The following is a 17,034-nucleotide window of genomic DNA, read 5'->3' on the forward strand; positions in this document are numbered from 1 at the left end:
CCGCCGTGTCAACGTCCTGCACGCGATTCTGCGGCACAGGAGGCCGTACGACCCTAGCCATGTCCGGGCTGCGGTGGCTTGACAAAAGCATTAGGCAGCTTCCCCCATCCCCGTACGGGTGCGCGGGTCCACCAGGACGTACGCGATGTCGATGACGAAGTTGGCGATCAGCACGCCGATGACGATGAACAGGAAGGTGCCCTGCAGCAGGAAGAAGTCCTGGTTCTGGATGGCCTGGAGGATCAGGTGCCCCAGCCCGGGATAACTGAAGACGATTTCCGTGACCAGCGCGCCCGCCACGAGCACGCCGAGTTGCAGGGCCAGGCCGGTCACCTGGGGCAGGATCGCGTTCCTGAAGGCGTAGCGCCGCACCAGCCGCGCCGGAGCGCCGAGCGCCCGCAGGTAGTTGACGTAGTCCGCCTCGAGCTCATAGATGATCATGTTGCGCATGCCGATGGCCCAGCCGCCGAACGCGACCAGGAACAGCGAGGCGAACGGCAGGAACCAGTGCTCGGCGAGGCTGCCGACGAACGTCCACGACAGGGACGGCTGCAGGTCGAAGCCGTAGGCCCCGGCGACCGGGAACACGCCCGCGACGATGCCGAGCGCCCAGGCCAGCAGGATCGCAAGCCACATGTACGGCGTGGCCGTCAGCACGTAGCCGACGGGCAGCACGCTGTTGTCGAGCCACCTGCGCCGCGCGGCGAACGCGCCGAACCGGTTGCCCGCGAACCAGCTCAGCAGGATGGACGGGATCAGCAGGCCCAGCGTGTACGGCACCGCCCTGACGATGACGTCGGACACCGGCGTCGGGAACAGCCAGATGCTGATGCCGAGGTCGCCCTTGAGCAGCGAGCCCCAGAAGTTGAGGTACTGCTGCCACAGCGGCAGGTCGAAGCCGAACATCGCGGTGTAGTGCGCCCGCATGGCCTCGACGGCCGCCGGCTGGGCGACGTTGGCCCGCGAGAGCATGCTCGACACGGGGTCGCCCGGCATGAACCGCGGGATCATCCAGTTGATGGTCACGGCCACGAAGAACGTCAGGCCGTAGATGAGTAGTTTTCTGCCGAAATAGCGGCGCAATTCGACCTCCCGGTCGCAGAACGGCGCCCCCCTCCCGTACGCAGGGGATGGAAGGGGGGCGCGAGAAGATCAGCCTGCGGAGGCCGGCTGGAGTTCGGTGAGCATGAGCGTGCCGCCCATCTCCAGCCAGTTGCGCCACACCGTCGGCGGATACTTCGGCGCGTCCGGCGCGCTGGTGGGCCAGTTCTTCCAGGTCGAGTCGGTGGTCTGGGACCACAGGCCGTTGTACCAGAGCGGGACGACCGGCATGTCCTCAAGCTGGATCTTCTGCAGCTCCGAGGTGATCTTCTTCATGCCCTCGACGTCCTCGGGCTTGACCTGGTCGAGCTGCTGCGTGAGCTCCCACGCCCGCTTGTTCTCGTAGCGGCCGAAGTTCGTCGTGCTCTGCAGCTTCTGCACCGGCAGCCGGAACAGGTAGTCGTAGTACAGCCAGGGGGTGTTCGCGAGCTGCTTGTCGTTGTTCAGGACGAGGTCGAACTTGCCCTGGTTGCGCACGTCGACGAGCGCGTTGTAGTCGGGGAAGTCGGCCTCGATGTCGATGCCCGCGGCCTTGGCGCTGGAGCTGATGACCCGGGCCGCCTCCATCCAGTCGGTCCACCCGGCGGGCACGATCAGCTTCAGCGAGATCTTGGCGCCGCTCGGCGACTCCACCAGCCCGTCGCCGTTGCGGTCCTTGTAACCGGCGTCGGCGAGCAGCTGCTTGGCCTTGTCCGGGTTGTAGGAGAAGCCGAGCGTCGAGGTGACGTTCTTGTCGACGTACTTGTCCCACTGCGGCAGCAGGCCGGACGGGTCGGACGCCTTGACCAGGTTGCCGTAGACACCCTCGACGATCTTCTTGGTGTCGATGGCGTAGGCGACCGCCTTGCGGAACTCCTTGTCGTCCATCGGCTTCTTCGCCGTGTTGAACCACATCCAGGTGGTGTTCGCCGGCAGCATGTACGGCGGCTGGTCGTAGAAGGTCCTGATGCCGAGGTTGCCCTTGACCAGGTTGGCGATGCCCGGCAGGAAGTTGTTGCTGAGGTCGAGGCCCTTCTGCAGCAGCAGGCCCATCGCGACCTCGTTGCTGGAGTTGACGATGTCGACGATGTACTTGGGCTTGACGTCCTTGTTCAGCGCCTTCGTGGCCCACCAGCCGTCGCGCTTGACCCAGACCATGCGGTCCTGGTCGTGCGACTGGTACGCGTACGGGCCGGTGCCGACGGGCTTCTCGTTGACCCCGTTCATCACCTCGTCCTCGGACCGCCCCTCCCACAGGTGCTTGGGGACGATGGCCCGGCTGTAGAGGTGGTTGGCCCACTCCTGGTGGTTGGCCGTGACGAAGGTGAACTTGATCGTGTAGTCGTCCACCTTCTCGGCGCTCTTCATCCAGTCCCAGAGCGGGTGATAGGGGACGGTCTCCATCTTGCCGAGCTCGAACGTGAAGATCACGTCGTCGGCGGTGAACGGCTTGCCGTCCGACCACGTGATGCCCTTGCGCAGCTTGAGCGTGTACTCCAGGTCGCCGGTCCACTGGCCGCTCTCGGCCAGCCACGGCGTGAACTTGTCGGCGTTCGGGTCGTACATGAACAGCGTCTCGTAGACCAGGCCCTTGGTGCCGGTGGCGAAGTCCCACTCGCGCAGCGGGTTCCAGTTGGCGGGCGGCCCCCATTGGGTGCCGCTGGTGTAGAGGGTCTCGTCGCGGGGGAACGCCCCGCCGCTGCCGCCCGCGGCCGCGCCGCCTCCCGCCGCGCCTCCGGCCGCCGGGCCGGTCGGCGTGGACGACCCTCCGCCGCCCGAGCACGCCGCGGTTAACAGGCCGGCTGCCAGCACCGGTATAAAGAACCGCGTTCGGTTTCGCATGGTGACTCTCCTTCCCCCACGCGACACCGCGCGGGGTCCGCAATCCCTGCCAGGCCCCGATGATCTGCGGTCCGCACCGCTCGCTCGCTGTGCCGTAGGTGCTGAACCGGATAAGTACCGAGACCGTAAAATCCGGATGTCGCCGGTGTCAATAGGGGAAGATGTAGGCAAAGTAACGGTAGTAAGGTGAGGGTCACTGGACCGGTTCAGCCGAGGGGACACGTGAGAAGACCGACCATCGCGGACATCGCACGGCAGGCGGGAGTCTCCAAGGGCGCGGTCTCGTACGCCCTGAACGGCCAGCCGGGGGTGTCGGAAGCGACCAGGGCCCGCATCCTGGCCATCGCGAACGAGATCGGCTGGCGCCCGAACATCGCGGCCAGGGCGCTCAACGGCGCCCGCGCGCACGCCGTGGGCCTCGCCCTGTGCCGGCCCGCCCGGTTCCTCGGCGTCGAGCCGTTCTTCATGGAACTGATCAGCGGCATCGAGGCCGAGCTGTCCGCCCGCTCCTACGCCCTGCTGCTCCAGGTGGTCGGCGACCACGAGGCCGAGATGGGCGTCTACCGCCGCTGGTGGGGAGAGGGCCGGGTGGACGGCGCGATCCTCGTCGACCTCCACCTCGACGACTCCCGCGTGCCGCAGGTGGAGGAGATGCGCATGCCCGTCGTCGTCCTCGGGCACCCCTCGGCCGCCGGATCGCTCGTGTCGGTCTGGGCCGACGACCGCGCGGCCGTACGCGAGACGGTGGAGTATCTCGTCGCGCTCGGGCACCGGCGGATCGCCCGCGTCGCCGGGCTCCCCCGGCTGTCGCACACCGCGATCCGCGACCGGGCGTTCGACGACGTCTGCGCGGACCTCGGGCTGGACGCCTGCCCGATCGTGCACACCGATTACACGGGCGAGGAGGGCGCGCGGGCCGCCCGGCGGCTGCTCAGCTCGCCCGAGCGGCCCACGGCGATCGTCTTCGACAACGACATCATGGCCGTGGCCGGCCTGTCCGTCGCCCAGGAGATGCGGCTCGACGTGCCGGCCGACCTGTCCATCGTCGCGTGGGACGACTCCCCGCTCTGCCAGGTCGTCCGTCCGCCGCTGACCGTGCTCACCCGCGACATCCCGGCGTACGGCGCGCACGCGGCGCAGCGCCTGCTCGCGCTGATCGACGGCGTGGAGGCCGAACCCCTGGAGGACGAGGCCCCGCGCCTGACCACCCGCGGCAGCACCGCGCCGCCCCCCTAGCCTCCGGCGACGTCTCCGGGCAGCCGGGGCGGACGGGCTTGATCACCACTTACAGGATGGTTATCGGGTTCTAAAGGTGACGTTCAGGGGAGATCGCTACACTTGGCCCCGTTTGCCGCTACTGGCTCTCGACCAGGTGAGAAACGCCTGGTCCGACCCTCAGGAGCACGACAGTGGGTCACGTCGACGTCCGTCCCGCGCCCCCGGCGGAGGACCTCCCGGCGCCGCCGCAACGGACGCCGCCCAAATGGCGGCCATGGTTATGGGTCACGCTGTCCGGAGCGCTGGGCGTGCTCACCGGCGCCGCCACCTTCGCCGTCGGCGGGTACGTCAAGCTGAGCGGCAACGTCAAGCACGAGACGGTGACCCAGAAGGACCTCGGAGGCAAGGCCCGCCCGCAGAAGATCAGCAAGGCGCTCAACGTGCTGATCGTCGGCTCGGACCAGCGCAACGGCGCGAACGCCAAATATGGCAAGTTCCCCGGCGAGCGCACCGACACGATCATCGTGGCGCACATCTCCCCGAACCGGGACGGCGCGGTGCTGATCAGCTTCCCGCGCGACTCACTCGTCCGCCTCCCCGCCTGCCCGGCCAAGGGCAACCTGCCGGGTCAGCGGCCGCACATCGGGATGATCAACGAGTCGTTCAACTCCGGCGGCATCGCCTGCACCTGGAAGACGATCGAGGGCCTCACCGACATCCACATCGACCACTTCGTGAAGGTGGACTTCACCGGCTTCAAGGCGATGGTGAACGCGCTCGGCGGCGTGCAGGTCTGCCTGCCGCAGGCCGTCCACGACAAGAAGGCGCTGCTCGACCTCCCCGCGGGCAAGCAGACCCTCAAGGGCGAGCAGGCGCTCGGATACGTCCGCGCCCGCTACTCGCTCGGCGACGGCTCCGACATCGGCCGCATCCAGCGCCAGCAGATGTTCCTCGCCTCGATGGCCAAGAAGGCCATGAGCGGCGAGACGCTGACCAACCCCACGACGCTGTTCGGGTTCCTCGACGCGGTGACCAAGTCGATCACCACCGACCCCGACCTCACGGTCGGCGTGATGAAGGACCTCGCGATGAGCGCGAAGGGCCTGACCGCGGGGCAAATCCGCTTCGTCACCACCCCGTGGCGCTACTCGATCACCAACCCCGGCCGGGTCGAGTGGGTGCAGCCGCAGGCCCAGCGCCTGTTCAAGATGGTCGCCGCCGACCAGATCGCCAAGAACGTCAAGAGCGGCGAGCAGAAGATCCCCAAGTCGCAGATCCACATCCTGGTCCGCAACGGCAGCGGGCAGCAGGGGCTCGGCACCCAGGTGGCCGCCGAGCTGGAGCAGCGCGGCTACCACATCGTCAAGGTCGAACAGGCGCCCAAGCCGTACCCCAAGACCCTCGTCGCGTACTCGTCGAACGGCGAGAGCCGCGCGTCCCGGCTGTTCCGCGAGCTCAAGAAGTCGCGGTCGCGCCTGGTGCGCACGGGCACCACGCAGACCCTCATCCTCGGGATCGGGGCCGACTGGCAGGGCTTGAAGCCCCCCAAGACGCTCGACGACGTGGAGGGCTTCGACGCCACTCAGGACAGCTGCACGGCCAGCTGACTAACCGAAGAGCCAGCCGAACAGGCCGCCGCCCCGGCCGCCCGACGACTCCTGCGTGGGAGCGGGCGCGCTGGTCGGCTGCTCGGTGGCCGGATCGGAGGTGGAATCCGTGTCGTCCCCGGTGTCCGTCCCCGAGGTCTGCTCGTCCGACCGGTCACCGGCGGACGAATGGTCATTGGTGTCGACCGCCACGCGCGACCGTGACGGGCGCGGGGTGTCGCCGCCCTGGGAACCGGGGTCCTGCGCGTGGGAGCGCGACGCGTGGGTGGGCGCGGACGACGCCGTGGGCGCCGACGTTCCGGACGTCGCGGGCCGGGTCTGGGCGGGCGCGGACGTGGGGGCGTCGGTCGGCACCCCGCCGGTGGGCTCGTCGGTGGGCTCGTCGATCGCCTCGTCGACGGGCTCGTCGGTGGACACCGCGTCGGAGTCCCCGGCCGCGGCGTCGTCGGCGGCCGGCGAGGCCGGGGCCGTCGCGGCCGTGCCCGCCTTGGCGGCGCAGTCCGTCCCGCCCGCGCACTCATCCCCGGAGGGCTGCCCGACCCACAGCGCCAGCGCCCAGATGACGCCCAGGGCGCCGACGGCGATCAGACCGGCGCGCAGCAGCATCCCGCCGCGCCAGGGACGGTCGTCGTCGTCATCCTCGTCGGGGGCGTTGCGCCAGCCGGAGCCGAGGAAGCCACGGGGATCGGTGTCACCGTCGCCCGTGTACTCCCTGCCACCCGCGTATTCGGTGCCGCTCGCGTACTCGGTGCGCCCGTACTCGGTGCCGTACTCCTCGTCGGTCGACGGTTCCTCGGACCGGAACCGCGGCATGCGTCCGGCGGCGTAGTCATCCTGGTCGGCGTGGTCGGCGGGGGTCTGCGCGGGCTGCTCGGGCCGCCAGCCCTCCGACAGCACGTCGCCCTGATCGCCCGGCGCGCCGCCGAGCGCGTGCTCGTCCTGCTCCTCGGACCAGAACCGGTCTCCCTCCCCGCCGTACTGGCCTTCGCCCGGGATATACGGCCGGAGGTAGGAGCCGTCCTGCTCGTAGGCGTCCTCGGTGACCGGGTCGCGCATGAAGGTCCTTCCTCAGTGAGCTTTTGGGTCGTGTCCCAATAGCGAACGTTCCTAGCACTGGTCGACACGTCCTGTCTGGAAATTTCACAACAATCACTGGAAGCAGATTTGTCACGTCCGTAACAACCCCAGCAAACCCACCGGACTTGACGGGATTGCTGGAACGGTCTTTAATATCGACTAATCCGACTGACTAGGTAGGAATCTCCGGAATAGAGGACAGGCATGAGAGTGCGCAGGCTCGGGGCCATCGCAGCCGCCATCGTGGCGACGACCACCCTGGTCACCGCCTGCGGGGGAGGCGACAACGCCGCCGGGGGCGACGGCGGGGGCAAGGTGCAGTTGGCGCTGGTCGCCTACTCCACTCCCCAGGCGGCGTTCGAGGACGTCATCAAGGCGTTCCAGCAGACGCCCGAGGGCAAGAACATCACCTTCACTCAGTCGTACGGCGCGTCCGGCGACCAGAGCCGGGCCGTCGCGAACGGCCTCAAGGCGGACATCGTCGAGTTCTCTCTGGAGACCGACATCACCCGGCTGGTCAAGGCCGGCATCGTCGCGGAGGACTGGAACTCGGGCCCCACCAAGGGCATCCTCACCGACTCCGTCGTCGTCATCGGCACCCGCAAGGGCAACCCGAAGGGCCTCAAGACCTGGGACGACCTCGTCAAGCCGGGCGTCGAGGTGCTCACCCCCAACCCCTTCACCTCCGGCGCCGCGCGCTGGAACCTCCTCGCGGGCTACGGCGCCAAGTCGAACAAGGGCGCCGACCAGGCCGCCGGGCTCGCCTACCTCGACGCACTGCTCAAGAACGTGCCGGTCCAGGACGACAGCGGCCGCAAGGCGCTGCAGACCTTCGCCGGCGGCAAGGGCGACGCGCTCCTCACGTACGAGAACGAGGCCATCTTCGCCCAGCAGAACGGCCAGGAGCTCGACTACACCATCCCGGACGCGACGCTCCTCATCGAGAACCCCGTGGCCGTGACGAAGACCAGCGCCCACCCCAAGGAGGCCCAGGCCTTCCTGAAGTTCCTCTACACCACCGAAGCCCAGACGATCTTCGCGAAGAACGGCTACCGCCCGGTGATCGACGGTGTCACCGGCTTCAACTGGGTGACGCCGCCGCAGCTCTTCACGATCCAGGACCTCGGCGGCTGGGACAAGATCACATCTGAGTTCTTCGACTCGAAGACCGGCAAGGTCGCGGAGATCGAGCGCAAGCTCGGCGTGGCCACCGAGAAGTAAGTGACGCGCAAGTGACCGCGATCACCGTACGACCTGCCCGGCGCCTGGCCGGCGGCACCGCCGCCGGCCTCGGCGTCGCGGTCCTCTACCTGAGCCTGATCGTCCTGATCCCGCTGGCCGCCGTCGTCTGGCGCTCGGCCGACCAGGGGCCCGGGTATTTCTGGCGCTCCGTCACCACCCCCGACGCCTGGGCGGCGCTCACCCTGACCATCGGCGCCTCCGCGCTCGTCGCCCTGATCAACCTGGTCATGGGCACCGCGATCGCCTGGGTGCTGGTCCGCGACCGTTTCCCCGGCCGGCGGGTGCTCGACACGATCATCGACCTGCCGTTCGCACTGCCGACGATCGTCGCCGGTCTCGTCCTGCTCGCGTTGTACGGCCCGCAGTCCCCGCTCGGGATCAACCTCGCCTACAGCAGGGCCGGAGTGGTGCTGGCACTGATGTTCGTCACACTGCCGTTCGTCGTCCGTACCGTGCAGCCGGTCCTGCTGGAGCTCGACACGGAGATGGAGCAGGCGGCGGCCTCCCTCGGCGCGGGGCCGTTCCAGACCTTCCGCCGGGTCATCCTGCCGAACCTGATCCCCGCGATGCTCTCCGGCACCGCGCTCGCCTTCACCCGGGCGATCTCCGAGTTCGGCTCGACCGTGCTCATCTCGGGCAACCTGCCGTTCAAGACACAGGTGGCGGCGGTGAACATCTTCAGCCAGATCGAGGGCGACAACACGACCGGTGCGGCCGCGATCTCGACGGTCCTGCTCGTGGTGGCCCTGGTCGCGCTGATCTCCCTCGACGTCCTGCAGCGCTGGGGGAGCCGCCGTGGCTAAGCATGCCCTGCGCCTGGTCGCCGTCGCCTACGTCCTGTTCCTGCTGGTCCTGCCCGTGATCCTGATCGTCTGGCGGACCTTCGGCGACGGGCTGGGGCCGTTCGTCGAGGCCCTGACCTCCCCGTCGGCCCTGCACGCGTTCAAGGTCACGGTGACGGTCGCCGGATGGGCGGTCGTGGCCAACACGGTCTTCGGGGTCCTCACCGCGATCCTGCTCGTCCGGCACCGGTTCCCCGGCAAGCGGCTGCTGGGGGCGTTCATCGACCTGCCGATGGCCGTCTCGCCGGTCGTCGTCGGGCTCGCGCTCATCCTCGTGTACGGCCGCTTCGCCCCCTTCGGCGGCCTGCTGGAGAGCTGGGGGATCCAGGTGATCTTCTCCACCCCCGGCATGGTGCTGGCCACGGTGTTCGTGGCGCTGCCCCTCGTCGTACGGGCCATCGTGCCGGTCCTGGAGGAGCTCGGCGACGAGCAGGAGCAGGCCGCGCACACGCTGGGGGCGAGCCGTCTCCAGGCGTTCATCCGCATCACGCTCCCCGGCATCCGCTGGGCCCTCGGCTACGGCATCGTGCTCTGCCTGGCCCGTTCGCTCGGCGAGTACGGCGCGGTCGCGGTGGTCTCCGGCCGCCTCGTCGACCAGACCCAGACGCTGACGCTGTTCGTGGAGGAGCGGTTCCAGAACTTCGACCAGCCGGCCGCGTTCGCCGCCGCCACGGCCCTCGCCCTGATCGCCGTGGTCACCCTGCTGCTCACCAAGCTCCTGCGCCCGAAGGATCGCATCGATGGCAATTGAGGTACGCGACGTGAACAAGTCGTTCGGGACGACGCCCGTCCTGCACGACGTGTCGCTCGATGTCGCCGCGGGGTCGCTCACCGCCCTGCTCGGCCCGAGCGGCGGAGGGAAGTCGACGCTGCTGCGGGTGATCGCCGGACTGGAGCGGCCCGACACCGGCACGGTGCGGATCTCCGGCGTCGACGCCACCCGGCTGTCCCCGCAGCGGCGCAACGTCGGCTTCGTGTTCCAGCACTACGCCGCCTTCAAGCACCTCACGGTCTTCCGCAACGTGGCCTTCGGCCTGGAAATCCGCAAGCGGCCCAAGGACGAGATCCGCAAGCGCGTCATGGAGCTGCTGGAGCTCGTCCACCTGGAGAAACTGGCCGACCGCTACCCGTCCCAGCTGTCGGGGGGCCAGCGCCAGCGCATGGCCCTCGCCCGTGCCCTCGCGGTGGAGCCCCAGGTGCTGCTGCTGGACGAGCCGTTCGGCGCCCTCGACGCGCAGGTGCGCAAGGAACTGCGCACGTGGCTGCGCCGGCTGCACGACGAGGTCCACGTCACCACCGTGTTCGTCACCCACGACCAGGAGGAGGCCATCGAGGTCGCCGACACGATCGTGGTGCTGGCCGGTGGCGAGGTCGTGCAGGCCGGCAGCCCCGCCGAGGTGTACGACAACCCGGCCAACCCGTTCGTGATGCGCTTCCTGGGCCCGGTCACCGAGATCGACGGCAACCTGGTGCGCCCGCACGACATCGAGATCAGCCCCGACCCCGTCGAGGGCGGCTCGCCCGCCGTGGTCTCCCGCGTCGTACGGCTCGGCTTCGAGGTGCGCGTCGAGGTGGAGATCGGCGGGCAGGACGCCTGGGTCCAGGTGACCCGGGAGCAGGCCGACCGGCTCGGTCTCGGGCCTGGCGACGCCGTCCATCTGCGGCCCATCCCGGGCGCCCGGTCCCTGGCACTCGCGCTGTGATTGTGAGAAATGCGGCTTTCCGTTAGGACCCAATACGCCCTGCGCGCCGCCGCCGAACTGGCCGCGGCGGCGCCGGGGCCGGTCCCGGCTGAGCGGATCGCGGCCGCGCAGCGCATTCCGCGGCGGTTTCTCGACAACATCCTGCTGCAGATGCGGCGGGCCGGCCTCATCCACAGCCAGCGCGGGCCCGACGGCGGCTACTGGCTGGCGCGGCCCGCCGAGCAGATCACGCTCGCCGACGTCGTCCTCATCATGGAGGGGGCGCCCCCGGCCAGCGAAGGGTTCCACGGGGTCGCCGAGCCCCTCGGCGACGTCTGGACGGCACTGCGCGACCACGAGCAGGCGACGCTCACCGAGGTCACGCTCGCCCACATCGCAACCGGATCACTTCCACCCCTCTGATCCCGATAGTTGTGGAAGACTCCACATTCAGGTGGAACGTGCCGGGGCGTAGAGGCAGGCGGGATGGGTACTGCTGGGCAGCTCATCGTCAGGCGATACCGGCTGGTCCGCGCCCTCGGCCACGGCCGCTCCGGGCTGGTGTGGGAGGGCCGCGACACGCTGCTCGACCGGCCCGTCGCGATCCGCGAGGTCCTGCTGCCTCCGAACCTGAGCGAGAGCGCGCGGTTGCGGCTCGCCCAGCGGATCTCCCGTGAGGCCCGCCAGGCCGAGCGGCTGCGTCACCCCCACATCGCCGCCGTCTACGACGTCGCCGACGAGGACGGCGCCCTCTACGTCGTGACGGAGCTGGTCCCGTCGCGTTCGCTCGACGGGGTGGTCTCCGGCGACGGGCCGCTGCCCCCGGCCGAGGCCGCGCGGATCGCCCGCACGGTGCTGTCCGCGCTCACCCACGCCCACGCCGCCGGCGTACGGCATGGCGACGTCCGGCCCGCCAACGTGCTCCTCGCGCACGACGGACGCGTGGTGCTCGCCGACTTCGGCGTGTCGGTGCCCGGTTCTCCCGGCTCTTCCGCCGATTCGTCCGGTCGTGACGCCGAGGCGTACCTCGCCCCGGAACGGGCCGCCGGCGGGCCGCCCACGGTCGCCGCCGACCTGTGGTCGCTGGGCGCCACCCTCCACACGGCCGTCACCGGCAGGCCGCCCGTGATGCAGGGACCCTCAGGGCAGGGGCAGCCGGTGCTTCAGGCGGAGGACGTGCCCGGGGAACTGCGCGCGGTGCTCGCCGGGCTGCTGGCCCGGGAGCCCAGACGGCGGATCGACGCGGAGACCGCCGACCGCCTGCTCGCCGAGATCGAGCCGCCCGCCCCGCCTCGGCCCGTACGCCGTGGTCGTGCCCGTCTTGTCACCGGGATCGCGGTGGCCGTGCTCGTCGCCTGCGCGGTGGGGGGCTGGGCCGTCGGAGGATGGGCGGGGCTGCGGCCCGGCAAGGCCACCCCGGCTCCGACCTCCCTGTCTCCCTTGGAGTCTCCCTCCCTGTCGCCCTCTCTGTCGCCCTCTCTGTCGCCCTCGGTCTCGGTGTCGGCCTCTGGACAGCCCGCGCGGCGGCTGAAGCTGAAATGGCACACGTCCGACGCCGGCTGGCGGGCCGGTGTGCCCCGCGGCTGGATCCGCGAGGACGGGCCCTACTCGATCTCATGGCGCTCCCGGGACGGCGGGGCGGTGTTCACGGTCGAGGTGACCGCGCAGCAGGGCACCGATCCCCTGGCAGCGCTCGGCGAGGCGGAGGAGATCCTCCGTCCGGAGGCCAAGACCTATCGCAAACTGCGGCTACGCAGCGTGAACGGCGAGCACGGTCCTTCCGCCGACTGGGAGTTCACCTGGACCCCGCGCAAGGCGTCGGCGCGGGACCACCTGGCCAAGGGAGTGGAGTATCACCAGTACCGCCGGGTGATCTCCACGGCCACGGCGACGAGCGTGCTCACCTGGACCACCTCCGCCGCCGACTGGGACACCCTGCGGCCCACGCTCGCCAGGGTGCTCGCGCTCTTCCAGCCGCCGCCGGCGACCCCGTCACCATCCGCGGCCTGAAATCCACCCGCACGCTCCGTCGTGTGTGTCATGATGACGCACAGTGAAAGTGACAACGGTTTTCATTCCTGATCGGGGGCCATGATGCGGGTGGCGTTCGTCGGCAAGGGCGGAAGCGGCAAGACCACGTTGTCGTCGCTGTTCGCGAGATACGCGACGCGGAGAGGACCGGTCGTCGCCATCGACGCCGACATCAACCAGCACCTCGGCCTGGTCCTGGGTGTGGACCCGGCCGAACATCCGCCGCCGCTCGGCGGGATGCTGACCGAGATCAAGGACTACCTGCGCGGCGACAACCCGCTGATCCGCGACGCGGCGTCCATGGTCAAGACGACCCCGCCCGGGCGCGGCTCGCGGCTGATCCGGCTGGGAGACCCGTTCTTCCCCTCGTGCTCCGCCGAGGGCGTCTCGCTCATGGTCACCGGCCCGTTCGAGGAGGACGACCTCGGCGTCGCCTGCTACCACTCCAAGCTGGGCGCGGTGGAGCTCTATCTCAACCACCTGGTCGACGGCCCCGGCGAGTACGTCGTGGTGGACATGACCGCGGGGGCCGACTCCTTCGCCTCCGGGTTGTTCACCCGTTTCGACCTCACCTTCCTGGTGGCCGAGCCCACCCGTCAGGGGGTGAGCGTCTACCGGCAATACCGCGACCACGCCGCCGGGTTCGACGTCGCGATCGCCGTCCTGGGCAACAAGGTCCACTCGCCGGAGGACGTCGACTTCCTCCGCGAGCACGTCGGCGACGACCTGCTGACCTGGTTCGGCCACTCCCCCGCCGTACGCGGCATGGAACAGGGCCGGCCCTTCACGCTCGACGACCTGGAGCCCGCCGCCCACCTGGCCCTCGCCACCATGCTCGACCGGCTCGACGCACAGCCCAAGGACTGGCCGAAGTTCGGCAGGCAGGCGGCGGAGTTCCACATCAGGAACGCCCGCGCGTGGGCCAACCGCGCCACCGGAGAGGACCTGGTCGCGCAGATCGACCCCGATTTCGTGTACGGCCCCGCCGTCGCCGCCTCATGAACGTGTCGCCTCCGCGCCAGATGGAGGACCACGGAGTTCGATCTACCGTCGACTGCGTCCCCGCTCTCTGAGCAGACGCCGAGAGGAGAACAGCTCATGTCGCTGTCCGTGTCCAACGACCTGCTCGACCAGGCCCGCACCGGTGAGGTGGACGACGCGGCGTTCGTCGCCTGCGTCCGCGACTCGCTGCCGTACGCCTGGGCGACGATCACCGCGCTGGTCGAGCGGCGGGACCGGTCCGGCGCCGACTTCGCCGACAACCAGGTGCCGCCGCCCGACGAGACCGCTCGTGGTCAGCTGCTGCGCTGCCTGGCCAGCGACGCGATGCGCGGCGCCCTCGAAAGGCACTTCGGCGTACGGCTGGCCTTCCAGAACTGCCACCGCGTCGCGGTCTTCCGCCCCGACGCCACCGAGGCGTACCGGGAGTTCGTCACTCCCCGCGCGCAGATCCTGAACCAGAGCCCCGAACTGGTCGACTGCTGATCCCGGCTCCGATCATCTCCGGCCCGGGGGCGGCGCTCCGGTTCACGCCGCCCCCGGGCCTCGCTCTCCCCCGGCTTGCTCTCGCGAGACCTTGTTTCGCACGGCTGGAAGCACCTCCGCGCCGAGGCGTGCGATGTTCTCCAGCGTCCGCGCATGGTCTCCGGCACCCTCGACCATCAGGATGAGATGCCGCAGCCCGGTCCGCGCGGCCGTGGCCACGATCTTCTCCACGCAGTGCTCCGCCGAGCCCACCGGATGGATCCGGCACAGCAGGTCCACGTACTCCGGGATGTTCCGCCGTGGCGGCGGCCGGCCGTCCACGGGCACATAGCCGGCCAGACCCGGCCCGAGCCAGCGCGGCAGCGACTCCCGCATCTCCCGTACGGCCTGCTCGGTGGTGTCCGCCACGTAGCCGAGCGCGGCGCCGATGTGCACCACCGGGCCTGTCGGTTCCGCCCGGCAGGCGGCGTACGTGTCGTAGGCGGCGATCATCTCCGCCTTCTCGTCGTCGCCGATGTGCATGCCGAGCAGCATGGGCAGCCCCCGTTCGGCGGCGAGCCGGACCGTGGCGTCCGACGTGCAGGCGACGACCGGCGACATCCGGGCCTGCGGGACCATCGAGACCTCCCTGAACCGGAAGAACTCACCGTCCGCCCCCACCGGCCCACCGTTCAGCGCCGTGCACAGCAGGTCGAGCGATTCCAGGAAACCCCGCTCGAACCTCGCCACACCGGTCCCGAAGACCTCCAGCTCCAGCCATGGCCCGCCTCGCCCCACGCCGAGCCGGAACCTGCCGTCCGACACGTGGTGGAGGATCGCCGCCTGCTCCGCCAGCGCGACCGGATGCTGCGCCGACAGCACGCTGACCGCCGTGCCCACCGTGATCCGCGAGGTCCGGCCCAGCGCCACGGCCGCCAGCGTCACCGCCGACGGGCACACGCCGTACGACATGAAGTGATGCTCGGCGATCCAGGCGTCGTCGAACCCGGCCCGTTCGGCCGCCTCGATCGCCTCCGCCGTGCCACGCAGCACGTCCCCCGGCGCCATGCCCGGGAAGCCCGCCGCGACCAGGAAGACGCCGATCCTCATGCCCGCGGCCATGTCCCTACCGTGGGCCACCGTTGACGTAGAGCGTCTGGCCGGTGACATACGACGCGTCGTCGGAGGCGAAGAACGCCACCACCGACGCGATTTCCGTCGGCTGGCCGACCCGCCGCAACGGCACGGCCTGCGCCATGGTCGCCTGGTGCTCCTCCGGCGTCACCCCCAGCCGTACGGCCGTCGCCTCGGTCATCGGCGTTGCGACGTACCCCGGCGCGACGGCGTTCACCCGGATGCCGAACGGGCCCAGCTCGATCGCCATGGTCGCGGTGAGCCCCTGAATGCCCGCCTTGGCCGCCGAATAGTTGGCCTGGCCCCGGTTTCCCAGCGCCGACCGGCTCGACAGGTTGACGATCGCTCCCGACCGCTGCTCCACCATGTGCTTCTGGACGGCCCGGCTCATGAGGAAGACGCTCTTGAGGTTCACGTCGACGACCTTCTCCCAGTCTTCCTCCGACATGCGGAACAGCAGGTTGTCGCGGGTCAGCCCGGCGTTGTTCACCAGCACGTCGATCTGCCCGAACTCGGCCATCACCCCCGGCACCAGCGCCTCGACCTGAGCACTGTCGGAGACATCGCAGCCGAACGCGACCGCCCTGCCCCCGGTCACGGTGATCTCGTCCACGATCGAGGCACACCGATCCGCGGTGAGGTCCACGCAGGCCACCGCCGCGCCCTCCGCGGCCAACCGCCGTGCGATCGCCGCGCCGATACCCCGCGCCGCGCCGGTGACCACCGCGAACTTCCCCGTGAACCGTGACATGGCCAGCCTCCTCACCCCGATTCGATCACAGCGACTCACTCCGAGTCACCCTCCCAGTCGTGTCACCGAGCAGCAGACGGGCGTCACAGACCGGCCGGCAAGCGTCACAGACCAGCGGGCGAGCCCCACGCAACGCTGGGCGCTGCTCGCCTACACCGCATGCCTACGCTGCTCACTCACTCCCGCAGCCGCCGGGCCTGTCCGTGCGTCGCCCGGGCCGGCCTGTGCGTCGCCCGGGCCGGCCTGTGCGTCGCCCACGCTCGCGCCTCTCGCCTCTCGCCTCTCGCCTCTCGCCCGCAGCCTCCGGGGCCTGTCCGCGTGTCGCCTGGGCTTGCCCTGCGCATTGCCCACCCCCGTACCTTCGGCCTCCTCACTCGTGTAGTCGTCGGGCTCGCCCGAGGCGGTGGTAGGTGAAGGCCCAGCGGTCTTCGCCTACGTTGCGGCGGGTGTAGCGGTCGGGGTGCTGGTAGCGGTCGCGGTTGTGAAACTGGCAGGCCGGGCCCAGCAGCTTCAGGTCCGTGAGCCCGCCGGTGCTCCAGTTGTCGGCGTGGTCGATCTGGCACATGGTCGCGGGCAGGGGGCAGCCGTCGACCCAGCACGTGGCATACCGGGCGAAGATGGCCCGCCGCTGGGCAGGAGTCGCCAGACGGACCTTGCGGCCCATGTCGAGGACCTGCCCGTCGGCGTTCATGACGATCCGCACCAGAGTCGAGGTGCGGGCGAGCCGGTGCACGCTGGAGACGGGCAGCACCTGCCCCGTCGCCAGCAACAACCCCGGCGGCACCATCCCCAGCGGCCCTCCCAGCGAGGCACCCAGTGCCGTCCCCAGCAGCGACCCGGGCAGCGTGCCTGCCGACGCTCCCAACGCCGCACCCAGCGACGCCCCGGGCATCGTGCCCGCCGACGCCCCGGGCGTCGTGCCCGCCGACGCACCTGGCGCTGCTCCGGGTGACGCCCCGGGAGCTGCTCCCGGTGCCGTTCCCGATGCCCATCCGGGTGGTGTCTCCCGCTCCGGTCCGGACCCGCCGGGCGTCGCTCCCGACGGTCCCGATGTCCGCGACGCC

The 17,034-nt window shown here is 70.1% G+C and carries 16 protein-coding genes and 1 pseudogene; 11 read left to right on the plus strand and 6 right to left on the minus strand.

Going from position 1 to position 17,034, the window contains the following annotated elements; all coding sequences use genetic code 11:
- Positions 1 to 90 precede the first annotated feature (90 nt).
- Both FLV34_RS37195 and FLV34_RS37200 read right to left on the minus strand, forming a co-directional pair.
- Positions 91 to 1,083, minus strand: a complete 993-nt coding sequence (locus tag FLV34_RS37195; protein WP_147945366.1) for an ABC transporter permease — start codon at positions 1,081 to 1,083, stop codon at positions 91 to 93.
- Between the two features lie 69 nt (positions 1,084 to 1,152).
- The gene (locus FLV34_RS37200) at positions 1,153 to 2,892 is read right to left on the minus strand and encodes an ABC transporter substrate-binding protein (RefSeq protein ID WP_261986046.1); all 1,740 of its coding nucleotides are present in this window, start codon (positions 2,890 to 2,892) and stop codon (positions 1,153 to 1,155) included.
- A gap of 252 nt (positions 2,893 to 3,144) precedes the next feature.
- On the opposite strand from FLV34_RS37200, the gene FLV34_RS37205 reads away from it, so the two are divergent.
- On the plus strand, positions 3,145 to 4,158 hold the full coding sequence (locus FLV34_RS37205) for a LacI family DNA-binding transcriptional regulator (protein WP_147945368.1): 1,014 nt from the start codon (positions 3,145 to 3,147) through the stop codon (positions 4,156 to 4,158).
- A 173-nt stretch (positions 4,159 to 4,331) separates the two neighbouring features.
- Positions 4,332 to 5,747, plus strand: a complete 1,416-nt coding sequence (locus tag FLV34_RS37210; RefSeq protein WP_142652545.1) for an LCP family protein — start codon at positions 4,332 to 4,334, stop codon at positions 5,745 to 5,747.
- Here the strand turns inward: FLV34_RS37210 and FLV34_RS37215 are convergent, their stop codons facing one another.
- Entirely contained in the window at positions 5,748 to 6,803 is a 1,056-nt protein-coding gene (locus FLV34_RS37215) for a hypothetical protein (protein ID WP_147945369.1), read from the minus strand.
- 225 nt (positions 6,804 to 7,028) lie between these two features.
- Here FLV34_RS37215 and FLV34_RS37220 point away from each other — a divergent pair, with 225 nt between their 5' ends.
- The 8 genes from FLV34_RS37220 to FLV34_RS37255 all read left to right on the plus strand — a co-directional run bounded on the left by FLV34_RS37220 (position 7,029) and on the right by FLV34_RS37255 (position 14,106).
- The gene (locus FLV34_RS37220; RefSeq protein WP_147945370.1) at positions 7,029 to 8,045 is read left to right on the plus strand and encodes a sulfate ABC transporter substrate-binding protein; all 1,017 of its coding nucleotides are present in this window, start codon (positions 7,029 to 7,031) and stop codon (positions 8,043 to 8,045) included.
- 11 nt (positions 8,046 to 8,056) lie between these two features.
- Positions 8,057 to 8,869 (plus strand): sulfate ABC transporter permease subunit CysT, encoded by an 813-nt coding sequence (gene cysT / locus FLV34_RS37225; protein ID WP_142652541.1) that lies wholly within the window; start codon positions 8,057 to 8,059, stop codon positions 8,867 to 8,869.
- Entirely contained in the window at positions 8,862 to 9,659 is a 798-nt protein-coding gene (locus FLV34_RS37230) for a sulfate ABC transporter permease subunit (RefSeq protein WP_142652540.1), read from the plus strand. The genes cysT and FLV34_RS37230 overlap by 8 nt, the downstream gene beginning before the upstream one ends.
- Complete coding sequence (locus FLV34_RS37235) at positions 9,649 to 10,611, plus strand: sulfate/molybdate ABC transporter ATP-binding protein (protein WP_142652539.1); 963 nt, start codon at positions 9,649 to 9,651, stop codon at positions 10,609 to 10,611. The genes FLV34_RS37230 and FLV34_RS37235 overlap by 11 nt, the downstream gene beginning before the upstream one ends.
- A 9-nt stretch (positions 10,612 to 10,620) precedes the next feature.
- The gene (locus FLV34_RS37240; protein ID WP_142652538.1) at positions 10,621 to 11,013 is read left to right on the plus strand and encodes an Rrf2 family transcriptional regulator; all 393 of its coding nucleotides are present in this window, start codon (positions 10,621 to 10,623) and stop codon (positions 11,011 to 11,013) included.
- A gap of 63 nt (positions 11,014 to 11,076) precedes the next feature.
- Complete coding sequence (locus tag FLV34_RS37245) at positions 11,077 to 12,600, plus strand: serine/threonine-protein kinase (RefSeq protein ID WP_147945371.1); 1,524 nt, start codon at positions 11,077 to 11,079, stop codon at positions 12,598 to 12,600.
- A gap of 84 nt (positions 12,601 to 12,684) precedes the next feature.
- Entirely contained in the window at positions 12,685 to 13,623 is a 939-nt protein-coding gene (locus tag FLV34_RS37250; RefSeq protein ID WP_142652549.1) for an ATP-binding protein, read from the plus strand.
- Positions 13,624 to 13,719: 96 nt separating this feature from the next.
- Positions 13,720 to 14,106, plus strand: coding sequence for an SCO5389 family protein (locus FLV34_RS37255; protein WP_142652536.1), 387 nt, complete (start codon positions 13,720 to 13,722; stop codon positions 14,104 to 14,106).
- Between the two features lie 42 nt (positions 14,107 to 14,148).
- Here FLV34_RS37255 and FLV34_RS37260 read toward each other — a convergent pair whose 3' ends face one another.
- The 3 genes from FLV34_RS37260 to FLV34_RS37270 all read right to left on the minus strand — a co-directional run bounded on the left by FLV34_RS37260 (position 14,149) and on the right by FLV34_RS37270 (position 16,835).
- Positions 14,149 to 15,195 (minus strand): LLM class flavin-dependent oxidoreductase, encoded by a 1,047-nt coding sequence (locus FLV34_RS37260; protein ID WP_147945373.1) that lies wholly within the window; start codon positions 15,193 to 15,195, stop codon positions 14,149 to 14,151.
- A gap of 16 nt (positions 15,196 to 15,211) precedes the next feature.
- On the minus strand, positions 15,212 to 15,970 hold the full coding sequence (locus FLV34_RS37265; protein WP_147945372.1) for a glucose 1-dehydrogenase: 759 nt from the start codon (positions 15,968 to 15,970) through the stop codon (positions 15,212 to 15,214).
- A gap of 370 nt (positions 15,971 to 16,340) precedes the next feature.
- Positions 16,341 to 16,835 (minus strand): HNH endonuclease signature motif containing protein, encoded by a 495-nt coding sequence (locus FLV34_RS37270; RefSeq protein WP_168066619.1) that lies wholly within the window; start codon positions 16,833 to 16,835, stop codon positions 16,341 to 16,343.
- On the opposite strand from FLV34_RS37270, the pseudogene FLV34_RS41985 reads away from it, so the two are divergent.
- A pseudogene (locus FLV34_RS41985) lies at positions 16,816 to 17,034 on the plus strand (hypothetical protein); the annotation flags it as partial. The gene FLV34_RS37270 and the pseudogene FLV34_RS41985 overlap by 20 nt on opposite strands.

The organism is Microbispora sp. CSR-4, from assembly GCF_008033685.1.
Lineage (GTDB): Bacteria > Actinomycetota > Actinomycetes > Streptosporangiales > Streptosporangiaceae > Microbispora.